General features: G+C 37.6%; 25 protein-coding genes. 5 read left to right on the forward strand and 20 right to left on the reverse strand.

The window, feature by feature from the left end:
• Positions 1-31 precede the first annotated feature (31 nt).
• Positions 32-1,774: a bifunctional metallophosphatase/5'-nucleotidase gene (locus tag RCJ93_RS08230; RefSeq protein ID WP_446738788.1), complete on the reverse strand. Its 1,743-nt coding sequence runs from the start codon at positions 1,772-1,774 to the stop codon at positions 32-34.
• Positions 1,775-2,038: 264 nt separating this feature from the next.
• On the opposite strand from RCJ93_RS08230, the gene RCJ93_RS08235 reads away from it, so the two are divergent.
• The gene (locus RCJ93_RS08235; protein WP_236717725.1) at positions 2,039-2,425 is read left to right on the forward strand and encodes a PaaI family thioesterase; all 387 of its coding nucleotides are present in this window, start codon (positions 2,039-2,041) and stop codon (positions 2,423-2,425) included.
• A gap of 130 nt (positions 2,426-2,555) precedes the next feature.
• Here the strand turns inward: RCJ93_RS08235 and RCJ93_RS08240 are convergent, their stop codons facing one another.
• From RCJ93_RS08240 to RCJ93_RS08265, 6 genes are all read right to left on the reverse strand, one after another.
• Positions 2,556-3,158, reverse strand: coding sequence for a competence protein ComK (locus tag RCJ93_RS08240; RefSeq protein ID WP_190323362.1), 603 nt, complete (start codon positions 3,156-3,158; stop codon positions 2,556-2,558).
• Between the two features lie 310 nt (positions 3,159-3,468).
• A complete protein-coding gene (locus RCJ93_RS08245) occupies positions 3,469-3,807 on the reverse strand; it encodes a DUF5658 family protein (RefSeq protein ID WP_251645377.1) in 339 nt (112 codons plus the stop codon).
• Positions 3,808-3,929: 122 nt separating this feature from the next.
• Positions 3,930-4,337, reverse strand: a complete 408-nt coding sequence (locus tag RCJ93_RS08250) for a hypothetical protein (protein WP_446738789.1) — start codon at positions 4,335-4,337, stop codon at positions 3,930-3,932.
• 155 nt (positions 4,338-4,492) lie between these two features.
• Positions 4,493-5,947 (reverse strand): methyl-accepting chemotaxis protein, encoded by a 1,455-nt coding sequence (locus RCJ93_RS08255; protein WP_446738967.1) that lies wholly within the window; start codon positions 5,945-5,947, stop codon positions 4,493-4,495.
• A gap of 199 nt (positions 5,948-6,146) precedes the next feature.
• Positions 6,147-6,797 (reverse strand): C40 family peptidase, encoded by a 651-nt coding sequence (locus RCJ93_RS08260; protein WP_150283643.1) that lies wholly within the window; start codon positions 6,795-6,797, stop codon positions 6,147-6,149.
• A gap of 372 nt (positions 6,798-7,169) precedes the next feature.
• Complete coding sequence (locus RCJ93_RS08265; protein ID WP_066784466.1) at positions 7,170-7,427, reverse strand: hypothetical protein; 258 nt, start codon at positions 7,425-7,427, stop codon at positions 7,170-7,172.
• A 160-nt stretch (positions 7,428-7,587) separates the two neighbouring features.
• Here RCJ93_RS08265 and RCJ93_RS08270 point away from each other — a divergent pair, with 160 nt between their 5' ends.
• Complete coding sequence (locus RCJ93_RS08270) at positions 7,588-8,217, forward strand: LysE family transporter (protein ID WP_150283641.1); 630 nt, start codon at positions 7,588-7,590, stop codon at positions 8,215-8,217.
• 52 nt (positions 8,218-8,269) lie between these two features.
• The gene (locus RCJ93_RS08275; RefSeq protein WP_150283640.1) at positions 8,270-9,526 is read left to right on the forward strand and encodes an MFS transporter; all 1,257 of its coding nucleotides are present in this window, start codon (positions 8,270-8,272) and stop codon (positions 9,524-9,526) included.
• A gap of 41 nt (positions 9,527-9,567) precedes the next feature.
• On the opposite strand, the gene RCJ93_RS08280 is transcribed toward RCJ93_RS08275, so the two are convergent.
• From RCJ93_RS08280 to RCJ93_RS08290, 3 genes are all read right to left on the reverse strand, one after another.
• Positions 9,568-9,834, reverse strand: a complete 267-nt coding sequence (locus tag RCJ93_RS08280) for a YqhV family protein (RefSeq protein WP_446738968.1) — start codon at positions 9,832-9,834, stop codon at positions 9,568-9,570.
• Positions 9,835-9,952: 118 nt separating this feature from the next.
• Positions 9,953-10,228: a hypothetical protein gene (locus tag RCJ93_RS08285; protein ID WP_446738978.1), complete on the reverse strand. Its 276-nt coding sequence runs from the start codon at positions 10,226-10,228 to the stop codon at positions 9,953-9,955.
• A gap of 29 nt (positions 10,229-10,257) precedes the next feature.
• Positions 10,258-10,497, reverse strand: a complete 240-nt coding sequence (locus tag RCJ93_RS08290; RefSeq protein ID WP_150283637.1) for a hypothetical protein — start codon at positions 10,495-10,497, stop codon at positions 10,258-10,260.
• A gap of 146 nt (positions 10,498-10,643) precedes the next feature.
• On the opposite strand from RCJ93_RS08290, the gene RCJ93_RS08295 reads away from it, so the two are divergent.
• Positions 10,644-11,018: a hypothetical protein gene (locus RCJ93_RS08295; protein ID WP_150283636.1), complete on the forward strand. Its 375-nt coding sequence runs from the start codon at positions 10,644-10,646 to the stop codon at positions 11,016-11,018.
• A 107-nt stretch (positions 11,019-11,125) separates the two neighbouring features.
• Positions 11,126-11,947 (forward strand): hypothetical protein, encoded by an 822-nt coding sequence (locus tag RCJ93_RS08300; RefSeq protein ID WP_446738790.1) that lies wholly within the window; start codon positions 11,126-11,128, stop codon positions 11,945-11,947.
• A gap of 53 nt (positions 11,948-12,000) precedes the next feature.
• Here the strand turns inward: RCJ93_RS08300 and RCJ93_RS08305 are convergent, their stop codons facing one another.
• The 10 genes from RCJ93_RS08305 to RCJ93_RS08350 all read right to left on the reverse strand — a co-directional run bounded on the left by RCJ93_RS08305 (position 12,001) and on the right by RCJ93_RS08350 (position 24,280).
• A complete protein-coding gene (locus tag RCJ93_RS08305) occupies positions 12,001-13,428 on the reverse strand; it encodes an aldehyde dehydrogenase family protein (RefSeq protein ID WP_446738791.1) in 1,428 nt (475 codons plus the stop codon).
• A 271-nt stretch (positions 13,429-13,699) separates the two neighbouring features.
• The gene (locus RCJ93_RS08310) at positions 13,700-15,109 is read right to left on the reverse strand and encodes an efflux RND transporter periplasmic adaptor subunit (RefSeq protein WP_446738792.1); all 1,410 of its coding nucleotides are present in this window, start codon (positions 15,107-15,109) and stop codon (positions 13,700-13,702) included.
• 15 nt (positions 15,110-15,124) lie between these two features.
• The gene (locus RCJ93_RS08315) at positions 15,125-15,787 is read right to left on the reverse strand and encodes a hypothetical protein (RefSeq protein WP_446738793.1); all 663 of its coding nucleotides are present in this window, start codon (positions 15,785-15,787) and stop codon (positions 15,125-15,127) included.
• Between the two features lie 601 nt (positions 15,788-16,388).
• On the reverse strand, positions 16,389-17,309 hold the full coding sequence (rbsB, locus tag RCJ93_RS08320; RefSeq protein ID WP_446738794.1) for a ribose ABC transporter substrate-binding protein RbsB: 921 nt from the start codon (positions 17,307-17,309) through the stop codon (positions 16,389-16,391).
• 11 nt (positions 17,310-17,320) lie between these two features.
• Positions 17,321-18,277 (reverse strand): ribose ABC transporter permease, encoded by a 957-nt coding sequence (gene rbsC / locus RCJ93_RS08325; protein ID WP_150283630.1) that lies wholly within the window; start codon positions 18,275-18,277, stop codon positions 17,321-17,323.
• On the reverse strand, positions 18,243-19,739 hold the full coding sequence (locus RCJ93_RS08330; protein WP_446738795.1) for a sugar ABC transporter ATP-binding protein: 1,497 nt from the start codon (positions 19,737-19,739) through the stop codon (positions 18,243-18,245). The genes rbsC and RCJ93_RS08330 overlap by 35 nt, the downstream gene beginning before the upstream one ends.
• A gap of 17 nt (positions 19,740-19,756) precedes the next feature.
• Positions 19,757-20,146 carry a D-ribose pyranase gene (rbsD, locus tag RCJ93_RS08335; protein WP_150284891.1) on the reverse strand — a complete coding sequence of 130 codons (390 nt, stop codon included), beginning with the start codon at positions 20,144-20,146 and terminating at the stop codon, positions 19,757-19,759.
• A 5-nt stretch (positions 20,147-20,151) separates the two neighbouring features.
• Positions 20,152-21,027 carry a ribokinase gene (rbsK, locus tag RCJ93_RS08340; RefSeq protein ID WP_446738796.1) on the reverse strand — a complete coding sequence of 292 codons (876 nt, stop codon included), beginning with the start codon at positions 21,025-21,027 and terminating at the stop codon, positions 20,152-20,154.
• A gap of 11 nt (positions 21,028-21,038) precedes the next feature.
• Positions 21,039-22,013 carry a LacI family DNA-binding transcriptional regulator gene (locus RCJ93_RS08345; RefSeq protein ID WP_150283627.1) on the reverse strand — a complete coding sequence of 325 codons (975 nt, stop codon included), beginning with the start codon at positions 22,011-22,013 and terminating at the stop codon, positions 21,039-21,041.
• A gap of 227 nt (positions 22,014-22,240) precedes the next feature.
• A complete protein-coding gene (locus tag RCJ93_RS08350; RefSeq protein ID WP_446738797.1) occupies positions 22,241-24,280 on the reverse strand; it encodes a cellulose biosynthesis cyclic di-GMP-binding regulatory protein BcsB in 2,040 nt (679 codons plus the stop codon).
• Between the last annotated feature and the right edge of the window lie 2 nt (positions 24,281-24,282).

The following is a 24,282-nucleotide window of genomic DNA, read 5'->3' on the forward strand; positions in this document are numbered from 1 at the left end:
CTTTTATGGCAAGAGGATTTTTATTAGTATGTTAGTCCACTTTTACATTGCGAACTTCTGTTGGCTCTTCAATTGTTTGTTTACCTTTTAAGTAGTTGATGAATGCATCAGTGTCTACTTCGATTGTTTTATCATTTGTTGCTGTTGTGAATGCTTTGAAGTTATCGCCACCTGTTGCGATAAAGTCGTTAATTACAACAGAATATGTTTTTGCAGGATCGATTTTTTCACTTGTATCCCCTACAAATACATCTACAACACCTTTTGAGTTATAAGTATAGTGCAAGCCAGATACTTCTAAGCCATAACCACCTGTGAATTGTTGGTTGATTGCTTCTTTAATATTGGCACCAGTCATGTCTACAACTTTCAAGTAGTTGCCGAATGGTTGGACTGCTTGCGCTTTACCCCATGTAATAACATTTTTGTCTCCGTCTTTAACTGTAGTAAGGTCAGCACGGATACCACCAGAGTTTGTCATAGCAAAGTCAGCATTGTAGCCTAGAGCTTTTGCTTGGCTTAATTGCCCATCAGTTACTAAGTTGCCGACTGGAGAACCACCTAGTGGATGAGCGACACGGTCTCTTGTAATGGATTCAAATGATGCTGTTGCGATTGGCGCATCAATTTTCGCTTTTACTAAAGATTTCGCTTCATTCACAATGCCGTTTACTTTCTTAGATACTTTATTGCTGTTGATTTGTTCTTCAGTTGGCAAGTAGTTATATTTTACAATACCAGATGGTGTTTTAATAAAGTCTTTTGTCTTTTTGCTAATTTTACCTGTTACAACTGAGTAAGCTTTACCAAATGATTTTGCCTCAATAATGCGTGTATTTTTGTAAACGCCATTAGCAAAGTTGTGATCATGGCCGCCGATTACTACGTCTACAGAGTGTTTCGAATCGATTTTTTCAAGCTCTTTCAGCATATCCACTGTTTGGCCTAAAATTTTCTCTTTTCCTTGTGTTTCAATTGATGTGTCTGCATCTGTGTTATAGGCACCAGAGTGTGCAACTACAACGATTGCATTTACACCTTGTTTACGTAAAACTTTTGAATATTTCGCGATTGCTTTTGCTGGATTTACCACTTCGATATTCTCAACGTGTTTAGATAGTACTACTGTTTTAATGTCTGGTGTAACGACACCGATAAATCCAACTTTAACTCCACCATATTTTTTCACTGTATAAGGTTTGAAGCCACTAAGGATTTTTTTAGATTTTTTATCCACAATGTTGGAAGTTAGGATTTCCATATTGCTTTTAGTCAATTTATAGTCTTTTACTAATTCATAGTTTTGTGTTGCTTCGGTCGGTGCAAGGCCGTTTAAAATTCGTTTGAATTCATCGATTCCCTCATCAAATTCATGGTTACCTAGTGCTCCAACAGTAAATTTAATTGCATTGGCTGCATTCATTGTTGGCTCGTCTTGAAGTAAGCTTGAATAAGATGGACTTCCGCCTACTAAGTCGCCTGCACTAATTCTGTAAGTATTCGCTGCGGCTGTTTTCAGTTTGTACTTCTTAGCAAATGCTGCTTTTTCTTGCTCAAAGTGATAAGCAAGAGCTGGTGCTCCCCCGATTGGTGTACCATCTGTAGCTTTATAACTCTCTCCGATATTACCATGCATATCATTGATAGATAGAAACTGTACTGGCACAGTTGTTGGTGCTTTTGGTTTTGCTGGCGTTGTTTTGGCAAAAGCTGACATAGGCGTCATTAATAATGCAGCAGCCCCTAATGTTGCGACGATTTTTGTTTTAAACACTCTCTACACTCTCCCATTTTATATGTAAGTTTGTTTCTTCTTCATTGTATAGTCTGCTATATAACAATACAATACTCAAAATTAAAAATAATATAATAATAGTATGTAAGACTATTCAGATAATACTATATCATTATTTCCAATGAATGAAAGCGCTTTTTTATTAAAAATTTTGAAGAATTTTGCCTAAATATGATATAATTACGTAGTACTTATAGTTAGATGTGCCTGTTAAAATTTGGGGAGGAATTTATTTTGACAACAATGAAATCTGTTCAACAACGTTTTGAAGAAAGTCCTTTTTGGCAAACACTTGGACTTGAATATATACATGCTGAAGATGGAATTGCCGAAATTGCCTTTGACTATAAAAAAGAGTTAAACAATGTGGTGGGTACAATGCACGGCGGTGTCTTCATGTCAGCGCTTGATACGGTTATGGGCATTGCAACACATACGCTTGGTTTTAAAGATGTAATTACTATTCAACTAGAAACGCGTTTTTTAAAGCCGGTTACTCACGGTCGTGTGAAAGGGCTAGCGCGTATCATATCGCAAACTCGTTCAACAACCATTGTAGAAGGCCGTCTCTATGACGAAGAAGATGAACTCGTTGGATTTGCGACAGGTACATTTAAAGGTAGTAATTAAGGATAGAGATGCCCACTCTTTTAAGAGGTTGGGCATCTTTTTATATGTCTCTATTGTAGGTAAAGAGGCGCCTACATACTTTACCATTCTGGCTTTTGTGCTTGTCTCCCTCTCTATTCTGCTAGTAATACTAAGGTACTAAGTTGCCTTCGCCTTCATCGTCACCTTTAACCTTTTGATTTGTTTTTCTATTAATTTGATAGTTGATGCTATTCTCTTCTTTAATAATCTCGTATTTTGCATAGTTTCTCTTTTCTTTTGGAGGAATTCGCATATAAAACGTATAGTATTCTATTTGCGCTTTTAATGCGCATGCACGATTCATTCTCCGTTCAAATGTACTTACTGTAATATCCATTATTAATTCGGTTCCACTAGTAAAAGTAATAATAGTGCCTAAGCTACCGTATGCACTGTACCTTTTTATATGGTTAAGTGCTAACCATATGCAGCCATCTTTCTTTGGCGAAAAAACGGGAAACCAGACTCTTTCATTAATAGTGACCGGATGCATTTTAACTTTACCAAGAATATGCTTTGTCCCTTGTCCTGCGCCTGTTAAGCTAGAGCCTGAAAATTTTAAATTGGCATCCATAATTTCGATTGGATTTAAACCGCTTAGTGTAACTCCCCCCAACTCCATAATTTTAGTTTTTACCTTCCCTGTCGCATTTTCGTAAAATGGGATAAGTGCAAGCGTTTCAATAGATAAAGCGTAAACATGTTTAATCAATTCATTTCCCTCCTCATTAATAAAATAAAAGCGATAAAACAAAATTCCCCGCCATCAAATCAAACATAATTTGTAAATTCGACATAAATCAGGATAATTTTATATTATATTATTACTATTAAAACCCAGTGTCAAATAAACATATTTTCCTATTAAATTCACTATAAAATCCCTTTTTTCTCTCAAAAACCTGTTAATTAGCGGTTTTGTTATTTTACACTGTTAAAAGCTGATTAACTTTTTTCATTACTTTCTTAACTTAAACGGCCTAAATTACGTTAATTTTAACCATACTAAAGGTTAAAATTATTTAAATAGAAAGCGCCAATACACTCACAATCCAACTAATATGCATAAGAAAAACAATACTATAGATAACAAGCGCTGCTCTTAAAAATAGATTTACCAATAAAGTAGCCCTCATCTTACTTAGAATAACAATGAGAGCTACAGGCAAAGCTAATTTCATTAAATAAAAGGCTATTTTACTCGAGCTATATATCCAATTCATTAAAGGATTGGCTTCTCCAATAATATGAGTGCGTAAGCCTATGTCTGTTAAAATTGTATCTAACAAGCATAATATAAATAATATATAAACATTAATAAATTGCCTTTTACTAGCTGGCTGTGTTATAGATTGCTCCACTAAAACTCCTCCTATATTGCCAATGTTGAATAAGTCTAAGGCAAATAGAAAGGTTTTTATTCACATACCAAAAAGGACTGGCCAGAAAAATTCTGTGCCAGCCCTTCTACTTTTATATTAAATTACATCCATGGATGGCCTGGGTTCCATTGTTGCCATTGTTGATGATGGCCATCATGGTGCATCGGGTATGTTTGCCAATGTTGTTGTGTTGGACGCCAGTGTTGTTGACTTGATTGCCAAGGATAGGATTGATGGTAGCCATGATGCATTGGATATCCATGACTTCCATGACTTCCATGACTTCCATGACTTCCATGCCCTCCATGACCCCCATGGTGTCCCATATTCCAGTTGCCATGTTGTTGATGCTGCATATGTCCATAGTTTTGATTCCAATCATGACCCTGTCCCCATTGATCGCCAGAATGCCACCCGCCGTGCTGTTGACTCATTTGTGACATCCATGGGTTATACTCCATATTTTCTCTCATGTAATTAACGCCTTGCCCATCAAAAGGTTGAACCATTCTCTAAACACTCCCTTTTCATTATTCTTTGTATCATATGGTCAAATGACTAAGGCAATTGGGCCTTTATACCAATAGATTAACAATGAGTAAAGAGTATCGGAAAGGAACATTTCTTTGACCAACAAAAAAACCAGCAATCGCTGGTTTTTCATCTATAGTTGTGTAGCCGCCTCGTATGTTTCCACGAGATTACTGGCAGTTTTTTTCTGGTCATCCGCTAGCATACTTAGTGTAGCATTGAGCTCTTCTAATGAAGCAGTGCTTCCCTCAATAATTGTCGCAAATTCATTTGTATTCGCTTCAATAGTGCCTGTCTTGTCTTCAACACTTTTAATTTCACTTGCTACTACTATCATTTGCTGATTCAGGTTTTGCATAGCAGTATATAAATGAGTAAACGCATTTACTGACTTTTCTACAGTTTCTACTTGTTGCTCGACACGTTTTGCCCCTACTTGTAATTGGCTTAAGGTGCTTTCATTGTATGTGTTGACATTGCTTAGATTTTCATCAATTTTCACCAATGTATCTGCAGTAGTGGAAGCCAGTTTACGAATTTCTTCTGCTACAACAGCGAAGCCCTTCCCATATTCACCGGCACGTGCAGCCTCAATAGAAGCATTGAGGGCCAACAGATTAGTTTGTTCTGTAATCCCTTTAATCGCAACTGTGAATGTATTGGTTTCTTGAATTTTAGAAGTCAGCGTTTCAACGGATTGTGAAAGCTGTTGGAAAAATCCAGAGAAATTATCGATTTCATCCTTCATTTCTTTCATATTTTTCGCACCCTGTGTTGCTTGTTGCCCAGCTTCCTCTGTTTCATTTTTAGCGCCTTCTAACGAGCGTCCAATATCGAGGACCGTTTTGTGCATATATTGGATATCTTGTGCGATATCATTGATCCGATAATTCTGCTGTTCTGCTCCAGCACTTACCTCACTCACTGCCCCTAGCATCTCTTGATATGAAATAGTGGTGTTTTCGAAAGTATTTTTAATGTCGTTTAAATTAGAAGTTATTGTATCGACTGTTGTATTCAGCTTATTCGAAGTATCTTTTTCCTTTTCTGCCTGCTCATGTACTGTGCGTAAGTAGCCCAACGCTTGGTCGAGCACTCTACCATTCTGCAAAATTTGTAGATATAATCCAATAATCATTAATAAATAAACTAATACGACATTGGCCAATTGACTATGTATATCTTCATTTTTAAAATTGGCATAGTTCATATAAATTGTAATAAGGCCGAGGATTACTCCGGTAAAGTAAATCTTTCGATTAGAATGAATACTTGCCACTATAATTAAGAAAAAGCTTAAAGCAATAGTACCGAGTGTTGATTCACCTTGGCCAAAAATCAAAGTCATACTAATTAGAAATATCATGGCAACAACAAAGTATGGGAAAGCAATTTTTAAGGCATTAATTTTTTTCTGTGCAACATAAGCGATTATAAAAAGTATAAAAGATATTCCCAGACTAATCCTTACCAAATTTGTTGATGACAATATAAGCTGCGCAATTGTGCCTAACCCAGAGCAAATAAAGACCATTAAAAATAGGTAAAAGTTTTTCTTTTGAAGGTCTTCCCATTTTAGTTCATCCATCGTCAAATTTCTCACTTCCTCAGCGATTAAGTAAAAATTCCTGTTATCTTAAAAGATAATTAGGCCTTTTTTCATCATTATTATAACAGTGAGAGATTCAACTTTTCAATGTAAAATGAAAAAAATTACAGAACCTACCCTTAATTATGTCAAAAAAACCATTTAGTTTTTCAACTAAATGGTTTTCGTTTATATCAAATTATAAATGTCTGTAACCAGCAAAGTGTTTTTTCCAGTAAGATTCATTCACAGAGCTAACTTGAACCTTTGTACCACTTGCACTAACAAACTTGCTGTTGCCCATATAAATACCGATATGTGAAATTCCTGATTTATATGTATTTTTAAAGAAAACTAAATCGCCAATACGAGGTGATTTGGTTGCAGATGAACGTGCATAAAAACCTTGGGCATTTGTGCGTGATACAGAGTATCCTGCTTTTTTATATGCATAGTAAATAAGTCCACTGCAATCAAAACCGTTTTTTGACGAGCCGCCAAAAACGTATTTTATCCCCTGTTGCTTAAGAGCAATTGCTAGAGCTTTGGAACCGTTAGACGAGGTTGAAACGCCTGCAACACTTTTGCTGACTTTTTTTGTAGCTTTCTTTTTAGCTTTTGTTTTCTTTACTTTTAATTTTTGGCCTACATATATTTTTGTAGACTTCATATGATTTAATTTCATGATTGTTTTGTATGAAATATGATATTTGCTTCCTATTTTAGAAAGGGTGTCGCCTGATTTTACTTTGTATGTAACTGTAGCTGCTGATGCGGTTGTTTCTTCTCCCACTGTTGTAAATAGTAGTGCCGAACTTAGTGCGATTGCTGTTAATAATGGTTTTCTCATTTAATATTCTCCCTTAGTTGAATCAATCTCATAAAGTCTTTTTAATAGCATATAGACGAACAGTCATCTGTTCTCCAGACAGCACTTTCAGCGACATTAGCTTACTCTCTCTATTGCTTCATGTTCGCGCTAGGCTTCCAGCTCGATCGCATCCCTTAGAAGATGCCGTACCCGTAATACTATCCATACTCTTTTTTAGTGAAATTTTATTATGAAATTAACTCAGTTATTATCTTTATTAGTTATATTTATTTTTTGTAGTTATTTATTGAACATGTTCATTATAAGGGGTGAATATGACAAGAATGTGATAATGAGAACAAATTTATATTACAAAAAAGCTCGCATCTATTTTAAGAAGCGAGCCACTCACTATGAATAAAAATGACTTCCGTCGATCATCTCTTTCGCTTTTTTTGTTTTATCTATTCTATGATACTCTGAAATTTGGATAACCCGTACATGCCCCGTAAAGAGTTCATGATAAATACCTCTAGAATCTGTAAAGTGGATATATTGATCTCTTTCACTTTGGATTAATGCTTCTGCTTCTGCTTGCGACTCAACAAAAATGAAACGTCGCACATAATGTTCTTGGTCAAAAAAGTAAGTCACTTTAAATTCCTTCATCAACAACACTCCTCTTTTCTCTTATGTGTAAGCATATCCATCCTGCGCCATACTAAAACTTTAATCACTCCGTCCCACCTAATAAATTTTTTTACTATTAGTCGTAATGGTTGTCTCCGCTGAATAGGATGTAAGACACCACAAAACGGAGGAAACCACAATGCACTCTTTTTTCCCTTATTTCTTATTAGGCATATCTTTGGCCGCACCGATTGGACCAGTTAAGGCAACCCTGCTAAACCTTGGGATAAAAAACGGGTTTTTTCACGCTTGGTTTTTTAGCTTAGGCTCCATTACAACTGACATGATGTACATGACATTAGTTTACTTTGGTATTGGCCAATTTATTGAATACCAGGTTGTAAAAACAATCTTATGGTCGTTTGGCTGTTTCGTGTTATTGTACACAGGGATTGAAAATTTATTAACACTTCATAAACTAAAGCTTGATGGTAACTTTAAGAAAGCAACAAGATTAAGGCATTCTTTTATGTCAGGTTTTTTTATTGCACTATTAAATCCATTGACCATCCTCTTTTGGCTGGGTATCTATGGATCAGTATTAGTAGGAAAAACCGGAAAGTTGGAACAATGGGAAGTTGCATTATTTAGTTTAGTGATTTTATGTGGAATCGTCGTTGTAGATTTATTTATGGCTAGTATTTCAAGCGGCTCACGAAAAATACTGTCTACAAAATTTTTAAATGGGATATCAATTGCATCGTCTCTATCTATGATTGGTTTCGGTATTCATTTTGGCTACCAAGCTTATCAAGCCCTGTTTGCATAAAAAAGTGCATTACGGAAAACCTACCTCTAACAAATAAAATTGAGGTGTTATCATGGGGAATACGGATAAAGATGATGTGAAGGTTGGATTCTGGGCGATATTCAGCTTAGCTTCCATCCCTCTAGTCATGACGCTCGGCAATTCAATGTTAATTCCTGTATTGCCAATATTAGAAAAGAAAGTTGATATTTCTTCCTTCCAATCCAGTATGATTATTACCAGCTACTCTATTGCAGCCATACTGTTTATACCAGTAGCTGGTTATTTATCGGATAGATTCGGACGAAAAATCGTTATTTTGCCATGTTTAATTTTAGCTCTGATCGGTGGATTAATATCAGCCATCGCCTCATGGAAGCTGGATAGCCCCTACACCATGATTATTATTGGACGAGTCCTTCAAGGTATAGGCGCAGCGGGGGCAATGCCTATCGTTATTCCTCTTGTTGGGGATCTTTTTAATGGCGATGAAGAAAAGGCTACATCCAGCCTTGGCATTATTGAAACATCTAATACATTCGGTAAAGTGCTGAGTCCTATATTGGGTTCAATTTTTGCTGCTTTTCTGTGGTTTTTACCCTTCTTCTCGATTTCTTTCTTCAGTTTAATTTCCATCATTTTAATTTTCTTCTTCATTAAAGTCCCCAAGGATGAGGACGAGCCTGTGGCCTTCAAAGAATTTGTGTCCAACGTTAAAGGAACATTTTCAAGAGAAGGCAAGTGGCTCTCTGTTGTCTTTTTAAGCGGCATTTATGTCATGCTTGTACTATTTGGCATGTTGTTTTTCCTTTCTGAGGTTCTGGAAAGCACCCATGATATTAAAGGGGTGAAGAAAGGATTTGTCTTGGCCATTCCGTTATTGATGCTATGTATCGCCTCCTTTATTACGGGTAAAAAAGCAAAGGGCGAAATTAAAGCATTGAAAAAGCTGATTTTGATTTCACTAATCATCACCTCTGCGAGTATTGCTTTTATTGGTTTTTTAGAGGATCATTTAATTTTCCTTTTGATCGTTGCAAGTATTGCCAGCATTGCCCTAGGCTGCTTACTTCCTGTACTAGATGCCATTATTACTCAAAATATTAAAAAGGAAGAACGCGGTACAGTTACCTCCTTTTACAGTGCTGCTCGCTTTATTGGCGTTGCTGCTGGCCCACCCGTCATGTCTCTTGTAATGAAAAACTATTTGAATCATAGTTATATCACCGCTAGCATATTAGGATTGATCTTGGTATGGCTTGTCGTCAAATTGATTAAAGCGGAAGAGATTGGTTCAAAAAATAAAAACTTGGAACCAAAGACAGAATAAAAAAGGACCAGATTCTTTTGAATCGGTCCTTCTTTTATCATTCATTTGGCATTCATACTAATAAGAATCAGCGTAACGCCAGCAAATAGGCAGATCATGCGCGTCATAGAAATCTTATCTGCTAGCCCAAACATGGCAACGGCTGTGGTAATAATCAGTACAGTCGGTCCCACTAACGCTAGCATTGTATTGATATAAAATGCCTTCTCTAGGTTGTTGAACCTAAACATAAATAATGCGGCCGTAATTTCAAGACTTCCTGAAATCAGGCGCATCACAACCATAATTAATACGGATTTATCTATAATTCATCATCCAATCTTCCATTTCGTTTCTATATTTCACTATATGTCTGATGTGGACAATTTATATTTACTTTTTAAAAAGCATATGAAAAAGCCTCCGTAAATGTTCGGAGGCTTTAACCTATCTGTTGCTGTACTTTTCATCTAACATATCAAAGATTTCTTTATAGCTAGGACCAGAAGCGGCATTTAACCTTTTGACTTCCTCAATATCCGTTCCAGTCCATGTATACTTTTTTGGCGTTTTCGGGTCAATCATATTACCATTAGATTGTGTATCTGTCCATTCATGATTTGCTACTATTTCTTTTATTTCATTGTAAGATGGACCAGACATCGCATTTTGCCTTTTGACGTCCTCAATGTCTGTACCCACTTCAGTATATTTTTTATTCATCTGTTGTCTCTCCTTTCATTTTTGTTTATTCACACATCTGTGGATTGTGGTTGATCAGGTTCTCCTTTAGCTTGATGTTGACTGACACCACCGGATGAAAATAAGGGGGGTTTCTCATAATCGACTGGATGACTGTAGGCAGATGTCATCGTTCCGCCATACTGACCTACAATCGTTTTGATTGCATCGCTTGTAGCTTCAACCTGTGAATTTTGATCGTATACTTTCTTAAAATCCAATGATTTTTTTGAATGATTGTCTAAACTCAAAAGATCACCTCCTATTTTAGGTTTCCTCAAAAAGTGCATTTTATCCGGTTTTAGAGGGCTGTCGATTTCTATCCTGTTGATTGATTAAATTTGTATAATTTTGTCCATAATGATCTTAACGAATGTTTATAAAGGTGGAATTATGTATGTTGAAAAAACTAATCAGTATAGCACTTATTTGCGCCATATCTTTTGGAGCAGGCATTTATTATACATTGAATACATCATCAACTAAGTTTCTAGATTGGAACAAAAATAGTGTTGAATTATTTGCCGCTGCACCAGCCACACTTTCTTCTGTATACGATGACGTCAAACTTGTGTTATCCACATCAATGAATTTTATTGATAATCAACTAGACAATCTCTTCCATGAAGATAAGGAGAAAGAGACAAAACTGATAAAGTATATAGAAAAAAATCATGATAACCCTATAAAACCTGTGGATGACTCTCAAAAAATTGATGTCGACAACGAAGAAATCGATCCAATGCCTGCAGATGGCGGAATGGGTATATAAAAAAAGCTCCTATTGTTTGGCTACAAACAGAAGGAGCTTTTTTGTGAATAAATCAAACTTCTAACCGATAATTAAACTATAATTTATCAAAAAGGAGTTCAATCATCATGAAAAATCTGAGATTATTACTACTTTTAGTAGTTGTTCTTTTAGCTATACAAGTATCAGCTACAGCCAAATCTAATCCAGTTCATACATTACAGCTGAGTAAGCAATTAAAAGCGAAGACACTTTTTTATCCCTACAGAGACCCAGCAGGTGTTACAGGCTCAAAAGCAAAGGGATTACAAGGCGTCACAGTCGATGAGCATCAACAATATTACCTCACCTACTCAACAGGTGATAAAACGCGGTACGGGTATATTTATAAATATAGCTCCAAAGGGAAACTTTTGAAAAAGAGTGAGCGTCTCACGATTGGTCATGGCCAAGCTATTGCCTATAAAGATGGCTACTTATATCAATTAGCAGATATACGGGGACAAAGCCGGTATACATTGCAAAAAATCAATGTAAAAACATTTAAAGTGGAACGCAAATGGCTGGTTCCGTCGACAATCCATCCCAATGTTATTACCATGTTGGATAAGAATACAGCTGTGGGCGTTTCTAAATCCGGCAATGGTTATGACCTCAACAAGATTCATTTAGGAAAAGGAAAAGAGGCTGGTCGTGATTGGCGAGAAAAGGTACACATTAACGGACTTGTCGGAACAACCCCAGGTAAGGAAGTACAAGGCTTTGCATATGGCAAGGGGAAATATTATATCCTTTCAAATGGCGAATATATGATAGTGAATCCTGATGGAAGCCAAAGCCAGAAACTACGGTTGAACACCAATAGAGAACCTGAAGGTATAAGTATTACGAATAGCGGAAGAATTGTAATGGGCTTTAATAAATTAAATGAAATATTTATTGAGATGTAAAAAAACATCCAAGTTCTATTACGGAACTTGGATGTTTTTTATGCTTCAATATATTATGATGGCATACCGATAATCGATTTAATTTCTAAGTATTCCTCGATTCCGTATACGCCCCATTCTCGTCCGATACCTGATTGCTTATAGCCGCCAAATGGAGCAGCATAATCAGCTGGTACTTGGTTTATAGTGATGCGGCCCGCTCTGATAGAAGAAGCCACTTTTAATAATATGTCTTTATCTTCACCAACAACATAACCTGCTAATCCAAAAATGGTATCGTTCGCAATCTCAATGGCTTCATCAAGAGTTTCATAGGTTAGGATAGACATTACTGGACCGAAGATCTCCTCTTGAGCTATGGTCATATCATTTTTCACATCCGCGAAAACAGTTGGCTTTACATAATAGCCTTTATCTAATCCTTCAGGTTTGCCCGTACCACCGACAACAAGTGTGGCACCTTCAGATTGCCCTTTTTTAATATAATCCTGTACTCGATTATATTGTTTTTCAGATACGAGTGGCCCTAAGTACGTGCTGCGGTCATATGGATCTCCAACTGGGAATTCTGGAAGAACCTCTTTAACTGCCTCAATGAACTCATCTTTCATTGATTGTGGAATTAACGTACGCGTCGCAGCTGCACAGACTTGGCCTGAGTTGGATAAAATATTGCCCACTGCAATTTTTGCAGCTTTTTTTACATCATAATCATCAAGAACAATAAGAGGAGATTTCCCACCAAGTTCTAATGCTACTTTTTTTATCGTTTTCGCGCCATTTTCAGTAATTTTTTGGCCGACAGCACCTGAACCTGTAAATGAAACAAAGTCGATATCAGGGTGAGAGCTAATGCCATTTCCGACAACTTCACCAGTACCGTTTACAAGGTTAAACACTCCTTTTGGTACATTTGCTGCTTCAAAGATTTCTGCCAAGATAATGGCAGCAAAAGGTGTTAGCTCAGAAGGTTTTAAAACAACTGTACTTCCTGCCGCAAAGGCACTTGCAAGCTTTGTAGAAGTTTGGTTAGTTGGGAAATTCCAAGGTGTAATTAGCCCAGACACTCCGATCGCCTCTTTTGTAATAAGAGTGGAGCCTCTTTTTTCGGTGAACTCTAAAGCTTCAAGCTCTTTAGCTGCTTGTCTAAAGTGAGAAAGCCCCATATTGTAGTGTACTTTTTCACTCATTTTTATTGGCGCACCAAGTTCTTGTGTGATCGTTTCTATAATATCGTCTTTGCGTTTTTCATATTCGTCCGCAATTCGGTTCAGTAAATCAATGCGTTCTTGCTTTGAAGTTTGTGAAAAAGAAGGAAAAGCCTCCCGTGCGGCAGCAACAGCTTTATCTAGGTCTTCCTCTGTCCCACTGCTGATTTGGCCAATTACTTCCTCCGTTGCAGGATTAATGACATCAATTGTTTCGCTTCCTGTAGATGCAACCCATTCGCCATTAATAAAATGCTCTAATCGAGATTTCATATTTATCGCTCCTTTTTCAAATAGTAAAGGGTACATGAGATTTTTTACTTCTCTCCATTTATTCCCTTCTTTCGAATATAGCATAAATAAGATAGATCCATAAAGGATGAGGTCCTGCATAGCAAATAGTATCCATATTTGTCGTATGAACCCCTCGTTTATTTAAAAGGAAAAGCCATTATACGACAAAGTAGTTACCTAGCATCAATCGACAAAAGGTGCATAAACAAAAAAAACTGTAGACGAGATTTGACTCGCCTACAGCTTACTATTATTCAAAAAGACCAATAAGGATATATTTTGCCTTTTGAATAGAAGGTAACGCTTTGATATCCTTTTTATTCAAGTTCTCTGATTTACTTGGTGTAATAAACGGAGATGGATCAGAAACTTTGACGTTTTGTTCATTTGTTACGATTGTATCCTTTGTAAGAATGCCATCAATAACCTGATTTTTTTTCTTATAGGATACCCCTATTTGAATCGGTTGTTTTCGGACCATGCCATTTTTCGTCATTTGGTATACATAATATTTTTTATTTTCTTTTTCAATAGACTGTGATGCAATCACAGGCACTTGAAGAGCTTCAGCTAACGTTACCTGCATATCCATTTTTGTACCGAGTAATAACGGTTTTTCTTTTTCAGTTACCGTCGACGCCTCGTTATTTAGATTTACCTTTGGTTGTTTGTCTGTACTTTTCGCGGCATCCGTGTTGCCACTTGTTTCTGTGGTATTTTCTTCAGCTTCGCTTGTGATTCCTGTTGCCTCATCAGTTGGTGTATCCTCAATTGCACTGTTGTCACTTTCATTCCCTAATTTAACCAAAAAAGAATACATAGGTTCTTTTTTTGCTGTTTTATAGTTAGGAATAGCGATAACTTGCGATACTTCACCTGTATAATACTGATCTAACAGCGGTGAATACAATTTAACTGCTTGTCCTTCTTGAACTTCGTGCACTCGTGTTGCAGGCAAGTTTCCCTTTACCGCTGAACTAGTAGAGGCAATTGTAATCATAGGATCCTGCAGTTCAGGGTTAATATTTGTTACTTGCCCATCAACTGGACTCACTACATTTAAATCTTGTAATTGCTCATCAATCCGTGATAGTTTCGCATCGTTTTCAGTTAGAGTGGCTTCTAGCTTGCTCTTTTCCGTTTGAGCAGCGGCTATTTTTTGTTGTACATTGCTATCAATAATTGGAGAGGTATCTATATTTACATCTACTTTTACTTTTTTGTTTTCTGTTTCGGTTTTTGTTGTATCCGCTGGAGCTTGTTGTTTAATTTGCTGTAATTCTGTAATTTCATTTTCCACACTGCTCATCTCGCTTTGCAGCCGTTCTTTTCGGTCTTCTAATATTGCTTTTTTGTCCTCCAATTTTTGCGCATCATACACAAATAACGGGGTTCCAGCAGTCACCGTTTCGCCCTCTTTTACAAGGATTTTATCTAATGAACCCTTGCGTTTATCAAAATATACATGGGTTTCAGACTCAGGCTCTGTCACACCTTTTGTATAAAATAGTTTTTTCACATTATCCTTTTCTACTCTTGTCCAATCTCGAACATTAATTGTTCTTTCAGCTTTGCTATTTTCTTTTAAAAGAAGATACACATTGCATAGAACAAACACAATGGCCAATACGGCAATAATCGACTTGCTCCACTTCTTCAATTTTTCCAATCTCCTTTAGAAAAAGAATTCTATCTTCATATAAGATATGAAACCTGCAAAGATCCAATAAATGGCATATAGTATCACATTCAGTACGAATAGCGTTTGCTTACTTCCTTCAATTAACTTCGTTAGATAGAAATATGATAAGATGAACATCGCTACCCGGAATAAAGTGAGTTCACTTAAAAAGTGTATAGCAATCTCATTCGAAGTGATATATTGTGCGATGACGCCAAATGAAAAAATATTTGATGCAGACCCAATATTTAGTCCCAAAAATAATGGAATAAGGAGGAGTTTCTCAATAAGGAAAAGTCCTAATACATTCATTTGCATAATCAACATTTTGCGGAACTGTCCATTGGCAAAAGCCACATAATATAAGCTGCTTAAATATAGGAAGATGGTTGGAATGATTAGGGCTTGCAGCAGCTTTCCTATTAAGAAAAGTTGCTTTCTCGCTTCAAAGGCAGAATCTGTGAGCGTTGGTAGTTCCTTCGAGATGGATTCACTCCCAATGCCAAGCGAGCTACCCACCATGTAGATTAAAATACTTGCCAGATATAATAAAATAATAGAAAGACGATAACGTTTATAATGCTCTGCTTCCGCTAACATTCCTCTATAAACAGCGGGTGTAAAAATCCCTTTAAACGGGTTTATCCTCAGTATCATATTTTTTTCTCCTTTAATCGCATCCTTCTTCAAGATTCATAGAATGAAAATGAAGAAAGCCCTGTACGAGAGTCTCAAACAGAGCAAGAAAATCTGCGAATATACTGCACATTCTTTCTTTTATTTTAGATAGGAATGTAAAAGATTGCAACTTTATTTGGGGGATTTTTCAAGTAATTTGTTGAAAAGAGGCTGATTGTATCGATAGATGTATTTTCTCGACCGGGTATTCCCGTTTTATAGGAGACTTGTCCTACTAATCAATCTTGTAATAGATTTTTGTGAACACTCTTGAAGATATTTTTTACATTCCTCATGAGTGATAGAAGGTTTGAAAAGTAAAAACCAATCGAGCAATGCATTTTCTGTTGCCTGTGGTATTGTTTGTTCACACATACTACAAAACCAAGTCATCTGAGTATGGCGCGGCGTATACCTTTAAGTCATAATGACATCTGAAACTAGTTTACAAATGACTAAGGGGGGCTATGATATTTTTCCGAAAGTGGTAGATGATTATACGAATCATTCGGTGCACTCACTTTGATTGAACTAATAAAAAAATCACACTTCAAATGAAGTGTGATTTTCTCCGACATTCTTATTTCTTAATTAGTTCTAAGTCCACTGGAATATTTTTCTCTACCTTTTCACCTTTTAGGGATTTAACAGCTGTTTCTACAGCAATTTCGCCAATTTCTGTTGGTTGTTGTGCGATTGTTGCTGCTAACTTGCCTGATTTTACAGATTTTACAGCATCATCAGTTGCATCAAAGCCGACTACTTTGATTTTTTTGCCTGCAGCTTCAATTGCTTCTAGTGCGCCTAAAGCCATTTCATCATTGTGCGCAAATACGCCTTTAATATCTGGATTAGATTGTAGGATATTTTCCATAACTGTTAGACCTTCAGAGCGGTTAAAGTTAGCTGTTTGCTTTTTGACTACATCTAAGCCTTTATCTGCTACTTTATGGAAACCTTCTCCTCTATCGCGAGCTGCTGATGAACCTGCAACACCTTCAAGCTCAGCTACTTTCGCTCCATCGCCAATCAATGATTTCAAATAGTCGCCTGCCATTTCTCCACCTTTAACGTTATCGGAAGCGATATGAGCTACAACTTTACCGCCGTCTGATGAACGGTCAACTGTGATAACTGGAATTTTTGCATCGTTTGCTGATTCGACTGCAGATGCTACTGCTTCTGAGTCAGTTGGATTGATGATGATAAGATCTACATCTTGTTGAATTAAATCTTCTACGTCTGAAGCTTGTTTCGATGCATTATCTTGTGCATCTACTACTGTTAAGTTTACATGTTCTTTTTTCGCTTCTTTTTTTGCGCCATCTGATAATGTAACGAAGAATGGGTTATTTAGAGTTGAGACAGACAGACCGATTTTCATATCGTCATTTGATTTTTTCGAGTCTTTCGAAGCTGAATCATCACCATTTGGTGACATAGAGCAAGCTCCTAGTAATAATGATGCTGATAACGCTAGAGTCCATGATAGTTTTTTCATCTTTATCTCTCCTATGCTGTTTTTTTACGATCAAGTAGTACTGCGATTAGAATGACAATCCCCTTCACGACTTGTTGGAAGAAGGATGAAACGCCGATTAAGTTTAAGCCATTATTTAATACGCCGATAATTAGTGCACCGACTAATGTGCCGAAGATCCAGCCACGTCCGCCTGTTAAAGAAGTACCGCCTAATACAACTGCTGCAATGGCGTCTAATTCATAGGATTGACCTGCTGTCGGCTGTGCTGAATTTAAACGAGAAGTAAGAATTAAAGCAGACAATGCAGCAAGCATACCTGTTAGTGCATACACCGCGATGGTGATGCGGTCTACATTAATGCCAGACAAACGGGAAGCTTCCTCGTTACCACCAATTGCGTACACTCTGCGGCCGAATGTTGTTTGTTTTAAAATAAAGTAAAGAACAATGAATGCCACGATCATAGTCACTACTGGCACAGGGATTCCAAATAAATACCCTTTCCCGAATAGTTGGAATGCCTGTGAATCGCCTAGACCTGAGACCGGTTTACCATCTGTATAAACAAGTGTTAGACCTCGGAAAATAGTCATAGTGGCAAGTGTTGCGATAAATGGTGCTACTTTGCCTTTTGCGATAATAACCCCATTGATAGCTCCAAGCAATGCACCTAATAGTAAACCAATAAGCATAGCTAAAAGTGGATTCATACCACCTGCAAGTAAGCCTGCACTAATAGCTCCTGTCAGCGCTAATGTCGAGCCGACCGATAAATCGATCCCGCCTGTTAAAATGACAAACGTCATCCCAAATGCGATTAAGGCACTGATGGATACTTGGCGCAGAACATTAAAGATATTTGTAGCTGTTAAAAAACTAGGGCTCATAAATGAAATAATAATGATGATTAAAAGAAGTCCTAGCAATGGTCCGAGTTTTTGAATTAAATCTTTAGATTTGGACAACTTTGTCTCCTCCAGTGGCATAATACATAATTTTTTCTTGCGTCATATTTTCCTTTGTTACTTCTCCTGTAACTTTTCCTTCATGCATAACGAGCACGCGATCTGCCATGCCGATTACTTCTGGTAGTTCCGAGGAAATCATTAAGATTGCGACACCTTGCTCAGCAAGGTTATTAATAATTTGATAGATTTCTTTTTTAGCCCCAATATCGACACCGCGCGTCGGCTCATCCAGGATCAAGATTTTCGGTTCATCGCCTAACCATTTAGCAATGACTACTTTTTGCTGATTCCCACCACTCAAAGACTTGGCTGTTTGCATAGGGCCTGATGTACGAACACCCAGCTTTTTGATTAAATCGCTTACAAAGCTCTTTTCTTTTGTTCGATTGATGATACCCATGTTTGAAGCTTTGTCTAGGTTTGTCAGCAACACATTGTCTTTTATTGAGAAATCAACAACTAAACCTTCCGATTTGCGGTCCTCTGTCACATATCCAATGCCATGTTTTTTAGCGTGAAGCGGATTCGTGATTTTTACTTTCTTGCCGTCAATGAAGATTTCGCCTTTTGCCATTTTGCGATATCCGAAGATGGCCTGTGCCACCTCTGTACGACCAGCTCCCATTAATCCTGCGATTGCAAGGACTTCGCCTTTACAAAGCTTGAAATTAATATCCTCACAATAACCATCTCTTGTAAGGCCCTTCACCTCAAGCTTGACGTCGCCAATTTCAGCATGGCGTTCTGGAAAACGTTCACCTAGTTCACGTCCAACCATCATTTTGACAATCTCATCAAAAGTAGTTTCTTTAATCACCCGAACACCGACATATTGTCCATCACGTAAGATCGTAATACGATCGCAAATCGCAAAGATTTCTTCCATCCGATGTGAAATATAAACAAATGAAACACCTTGTTCTTGTAGTTTGTGAATAGTTTTAAATAGTGTTTGTATTTCACGATCTGTTAGAGCTGCCGTCGGTTCATCCATAATAATGACCTTTGCCTTCGTTTCAATTGCTTTAGCAATTTCAATAATCTGCTGTTTCCCAACAGAAAGTTGTCCAGCTGGCGTTTTGACATCTATATCGAGCCCTAATTGGCTTAAAATACGTGAAGCTTCTTTGTTCATTTCTTTCGTTTTTAAAATGCCTGTCCTGCCAAGGGTCTGCTCATTTCCTAAGAATAGGTTTTCTGCAACCGATAAATCTGGCAAAATATTAAGCTCTTGATGGATGACGGCGATGCCTAGTGCTTCCGCTTCTTTGGGAGATTTAAAGTTGACTTCTTGTCCATTCACTTTGATTACGCCTGCATCCCGTTCATAAATGCCTGTCAAAATTTTCATTAGCGTTGATTTACCTGCTCCGTTTTCCCCCATCAACGCATGGATTTCTCCATCCTCGAGAGAAAAATTGACGCCTTTTAACACGACATTTCCGTTAAAGGCTTTATCAATGCCTGTCATTTCAATCATTATTTAACACCGCCCTTTTAAAAAATCACACCTGATTGCAAAAGTATATTAGCGTATGGTGTTGCCTCTCCTGTGCGGATAATAACTTTGGCATCCACCGATTTTTGTTTTAATTGTTCATGGCTGACCTTTTCTATTGGACATGGAAAAGGTGTTAGCTGACTATAAAGCTCCACATTTTCTGCGTCCATTTCTGTTGCTATCCAAGCTTTTTCTGCTTTGAAATCACCAAGCACAGTTTCGAGTATGTCTATGAAACTCGGTTTTCCCATTGTATAGGCAAGGTCAATACATGTGACCCCGTCCGGAATCGGCAGACCGCAATCAGCAATCATGATGGTATCTGTATGGCCGATTTTTGCGAAAATGCCTGCCAGCTCCCGATTTAAAATTCCTTGTTTTTTCAAACTGCTCATCCTTTCAAGCGGGCTTCCACCATTTGAAGTGTTGGCATGCCGCCTTGCGCTCCGAATTTCTCTACAGATAAGGATGCTGCAATGTTCGCAAATCGTACTGCTTCTTTTAGCGGCTGTCCTGATGTTATGGCGTATGCAAGTGCGCCATTGAATGTATCACCGGCTCCTGTTGTATCTACCGCTTTTGTTTTAAAGCCTTCAATGAATATATGTTCTTTGCCGTTATAATAGCGAGCTCCAGCTGCACCCAATGTGACGATTAATTGGTTTGGATACTTCTCAAGAGCTTCTTCTATTTCACTATGAAAGATTTCTTCGCACTCTGTTTCATTTGGAGTTAAGTAAGCAATGTTATTCATCCATTCTTCCTTAAAGTTTTTCGCAGGCGCTGGATTTAACAGAACAGGAATGCCTGCTTCTTTACAGACCCGAAGTGCATAATCGACGGTTTCTTGCGGGATCTCCAATTGCATGATGACTAGTTCACTGCGCTCGATTAATTCTCTCGCTTCGTCAATTCCCGCTTCTGTTACAAGTCCATTTGCACCGGGCACAACGATAATCCGGTTGTCATTTTCATATAAAAGGATATTGGCAATGCCCGTTGCTGTTTCCTGTGCAGTGGCAACAAAACGTGTGTGAATGCCTTCTGCTGATAAATTTGCTGTGAGTTCTTGGCCAAATCCGTCTTGTCCTACAGCGCCTACCATATGAATTTCTCCGCCTAGTCTTGCTGCTGCGACCGCTTGATTTGCGCCTTTTCCGCCAGGCACTGTTTCAAAACGATTACCTAGCACGGTTTCTCCTTGTTTAGGAAAAATCGTTGTATCTACTACTAAGTCCATATTGATGCTTCCAATGACTGTAATCATTTGACCCCTCCTTATTTTGTCGAGCGCCGAATGACTAACTCTGTCGGCAATTCGATGAGATGATTATCTATAGGTTCTTCTTTAATTTTCTTTAACAATAATTCTGTCGCTACTTTACCAAGATGATAAATATCTTGAGCGACTGTGGTTAGTTCTGGTGTGACAAGCGCTCCAAGGCTAATTCCATCAAACCCTACAATTTGGATATCATCTGGAATGTTTCTACCCAGCGATTGCGCTGCTTTCATAGCACCGATGGCAGATGCATCACTTGCTGCGAACACCCCATCAATTGTTGGAAAAGCACTGAGTATGTTGAAAGCTTTTTGTTCTGCTTCTGTAAATTCAAATGGCGATGTGATAATTTCGACTTGAATATCTGACGCATTATTGACTACTTCCAGAAATCCCTTCATCCGATCTTCGGCTACTCCGATTCCTTGAGGACCTCGTATGCAAAGAATATGTTTGCATCCTTGGTCAAGTAAATAGCTGGTCGCCATTTTTGCGCCTTCTACATTGTTTGTCGTAACAGTCGGTATGGTAGGATCTAATCGCCTGTCGAGTGCAACTATCGGCAATTTGATATGGCGGTAATATTCCGCTTCCGTATAATTAGTCGTTACAATCAGCCCTGCTGCATAATTTTGCTGCAAAGATTGTATATAATGCTTTTCTTTCTCCTGTTGTTCAGAAGAGTTGCAAAGGACAACCGTATATCCATTCGAAAAAGCTGTTTCCTCTACGGCTTTCGCCAATTCTGGGAAGAAAGGATTTGTAATATCAGGAACAAGCAATCCTATAATATTTGTCTTTTTTGTACTCAGTGAACGTGCCATCTGATTTGGTTTATATCCTAATTCTTGAATCGTTTTCTTGAGTATATTTTTTGTTTCCTCGCTTACATAGCCCTTGCCATTTAAATAACGCGAAACGGTCGCAACCGAAACGCCTGCGTGTTTCCCCACATCCCTAATTGTTACCATTAATTTCTCCTTATTGAACGTGTAACCGGTTACATATGTAATCGTTTACACATAATATACTTAAAAACTTTAATTATGTCAACATAATAATTAATTTATGTCATACTAAATCTAAATTTCCCCCATAAATCTTGATTAGTATGTCACTTTAACAGTATTCAAAGAATGGTTGATCCCTTAAATCACCTAAAAAAAACCCTTTTCTTATAGAAAAGGGTTTAAACCGTTTATTTTTCATTGTGGGTCGTATTCTTTTTCTTTCTCCGTATGGTCATGTAAAGAATAAGAGCAATAGCCGCGATAAGAATAACAAAACCAACTATATACGGTACAGCTTGTTTCTTTGTATCGTTTTTGGAGACATTATTTGTTTCAGTAACTTTTTTAGTAGAAACAATAAAGCGACCGTCTTTTGTTTCAACTGCTGCTGATTTGTTAGCGTTTGAGTTTTTCAACTGACGATAAAAATCATCATCCTGGAGAGATTGCTCTCGGTTTTCAAGGACGAGCAACGGTTCGCTAGACTGCCAGAAATTTTGTGTGATGTAAGCAGTTGATGCGACTGCCTGCGGCAAGAAGCCTTCTTCCATCATTTTTTCATCTGATAATGGGAGTTGGTCTCTTCTATCTTTTAATAAGTTAAAATCGTTCACTTCCCCTGTAAAGATTAGCGCATATTTTTGCAGTTCAGCCTGCGAAACCTCTTTTTCTTTTTTCAATTTAATAGGTGGGAGCTCACCGTTAATAAATAATGTTTTGTATAGAGCGAGCATTTGACTATCGTTCACTTGCTTTTGATTAGGCATGATGATCAGTGTTTGATGATCAAAAGCATTGGGATAATCGCGCAATGAAAATACCGTATTGTTTGCTTTCTTAGCAAGATTCAACGTACTGTCTCCATCAATATACAACTCAAAACGTTCACCTGTATGCTCACATGGATCTTCTAATTGGAATCCTGTGACCTCGAATCTCAAATCAATGAGCGAATGCTTGTTTAATAAATTCGTTTGAATGGGTACATTCGCTTCATATATACCTGATTGTGTTTTCTTTAGTTTGCTAAGATCAATGGAATGAGGCACATCATTGACATAAAGGATTAGCTCTGTTTTTCGGCCATTCGCTTCATCTTTTACAGGCATGGTTGCTGATTTTTTCAAATACAAATGAAGGTTTGCTTGATTGTCTTCTTCCATGCGAGGCAATGAAACATAATAATCTTTTGATGTGGTGTTACCGCCAGATAAGGTTTCACTCTTAAAGCCTAATTCGTTAAGTTTTATATGGGTGCCGTCCTTCTTCTTTGACTGCGGTAATTGGTCTACCGTCATCTGTTTCCCCGACAGTTGCTTTGTTAAATCTTCTTTTAATAAAAGATCAATTCTTTGTTCAATGGTACTACTGCTGTCTGCAGTTACAAAAAGTGCAGGAACCTCATCCTTGCTGCCTTGATTGTGCAATATTCCGCTTTTGAGAGAGATTCCATCTTTATAGCTGACATTTGCCTTAGACAAAATGCGTTGTATTTCCGATGTTTTAAACTCATCTTTAGCTCCAATAAAAATAACCGGTCCTTTTACTGAGCGAAGATAAGTTTCTCTTGATACTGTAGCCTCGCTGTCTTCCTCTTCTGATAAAAATGCCGCTAGCTGATAAGCGCTATTTAAAGTAGCTGTTGATGGATTGTCTGGTAATACTATCTGGGTGTTCCCTGTTTGAAAAGCAGATGGATAATCGCTTAATACTATTTCTTTTTTTTCTTTTGCAAACGAGGAGATAGTTGAAAGTACATCAATCTTAAGCCAGTTACCTTGATCTCCCGACGCAACACATACGCCTTCTTTTACCGCTCCATAAAAACTCGCTGTTATCGTGTGGTCTCCTTTTGTTAAGGCTCTTTTTGGTAAATCAATCGTCACGCTATTGTTTGTTTTCTTGCCTGCAAGAGAAATTGACTTAACGGGCAATCCATCCACTTTCACTGTAAATGATGAAGGGGATTTTAGTAATTCCGAATGCTCCAAGTGAAAAGTAGCACTATGCTTTTTATTTCTTTCACTTTCTTCTAATGAATAATAAAAGTCAGTGGAAGATGATGGCCCCTGCAATTCGATTACTTTATTGGTAAGCGGTTTTTCTTCGTTATTTGTGCCTTCTATTGTAATAGGGTGCTTCACTGTAATATTCGTTGCTGCCTTTCCAGGCAAAGAAAATAGAAACAGGCTGAAGAACAACGCTGCAAGATATATAAAGTTTCTCATGT

The organism is Rummeliibacillus sp. BSL5 (assembly GCF_052928305.1).

What these genes read in the sequence shown, in the direction of transcription:
- RCJ93_RS08235 (WP_236717725.1), top strand. Translation starts at nt 2,039, where the DNA reads ATGAAATCTGTTCAACAACGTTTTGAAGAAAGTCCTTTTTGGCAAACA.
- RCJ93_RS08250 (WP_446738789.1), bottom strand. Translation starts at nt 4,337, where the DNA reads ATGGTTCAACCTTTTGATGGGCAAGGCGTTAATTACATGAGAGAAAAT.
- RCJ93_RS08255 (WP_446738967.1), bottom strand. Translation starts at nt 5,947, where the DNA reads ATGGATGAACTAAAATGGGAAGACCTTCAAAAGAAAAACTTTTACCTA.
- RCJ93_RS08260 (WP_150283643.1), bottom strand. Translation starts at nt 6,797, where the DNA reads ATGAGAAAACCATTATTAACAGCAATCGCACTAAGTTCGGCACTACTA.
- RCJ93_RS08265 (WP_066784466.1), bottom strand. Translation starts at nt 7,427, where the DNA reads ATGAAGGAATTTAAAGTGACTTACTTTTTTGACCAAGAACATTATGTG.
- RCJ93_RS08270 (WP_150283641.1), top strand. Translation starts at nt 7,588, where the DNA reads ATGCACTCTTTTTTCCCTTATTTCTTATTAGGCATATCTTTGGCCGCA.
- RCJ93_RS08275 (WP_150283640.1), top strand. Translation starts at nt 8,270, where the DNA reads ATGGGGAATACGGATAAAGATGATGTGAAGGTTGGATTCTGGGCGATA.
- RCJ93_RS08285 (WP_446738978.1), bottom strand. Translation starts at nt 10,228, where the DNA reads ATGAATAAAAAATATACTGAAGTGGGTACAGACATTGAGGACGTCAAA.
- RCJ93_RS08295 (WP_150283636.1), top strand. Translation starts at nt 10,644, where the DNA reads ATGTTGAAAAAACTAATCAGTATAGCACTTATTTGCGCCATATCTTTT.
- RCJ93_RS08300 (WP_446738790.1), top strand. Translation starts at nt 11,126, where the DNA reads ATGAAAAATCTGAGATTATTACTACTTTTAGTAGTTGTTCTTTTAGCT.
- RCJ93_RS08305 (WP_446738791.1), bottom strand. Translation starts at nt 13,428, where the DNA reads ATGAAATCTCGATTAGAGCATTTTATTAATGGCGAATGGGTTGCATCT.
- RCJ93_RS08315 (WP_446738793.1), bottom strand. Translation starts at nt 15,787, where the DNA reads ATGATACTGAGGATAAACCCGTTTAAAGGGATTTTTACACCCGCTGTT.
- rbsB (WP_446738794.1), bottom strand. Translation starts at nt 17,309, where the DNA reads ATGAAAAAACTATCATGGACTCTAGCGTTATCAGCATCATTATTACTA.
- rbsC (WP_150283630.1), bottom strand. Translation starts at nt 18,277, where the DNA reads ATGCCACTGGAGGAGACAAAGTTGTCCAAATCTAAAGATTTAATTCAA.
- RCJ93_RS08330 (WP_446738795.1), bottom strand. Translation starts at nt 19,739, where the DNA reads ATGATTGAAATGACAGGCATTGATAAAGCCTTTAACGGAAATGTCGTG.
- rbsK (WP_446738796.1), bottom strand. Translation starts at nt 21,027, where the DNA reads ATGATTACAGTCATTGGAAGCATCAATATGGACTTAGTAGTAGATACA.
- RCJ93_RS08345 (WP_150283627.1), bottom strand. Translation starts at nt 22,013, where the DNA reads ATGGTAACAATTAGGGATGTGGGGAAACACGCAGGCGTTTCGGTTGCG.
- RCJ93_RS08350 (WP_446738797.1), bottom strand. Translation starts at nt 24,280, where the DNA reads ATGAGAAACTTTATATATCTTGCAGCGTTGTTCTTCAGCCTGTTTCTA.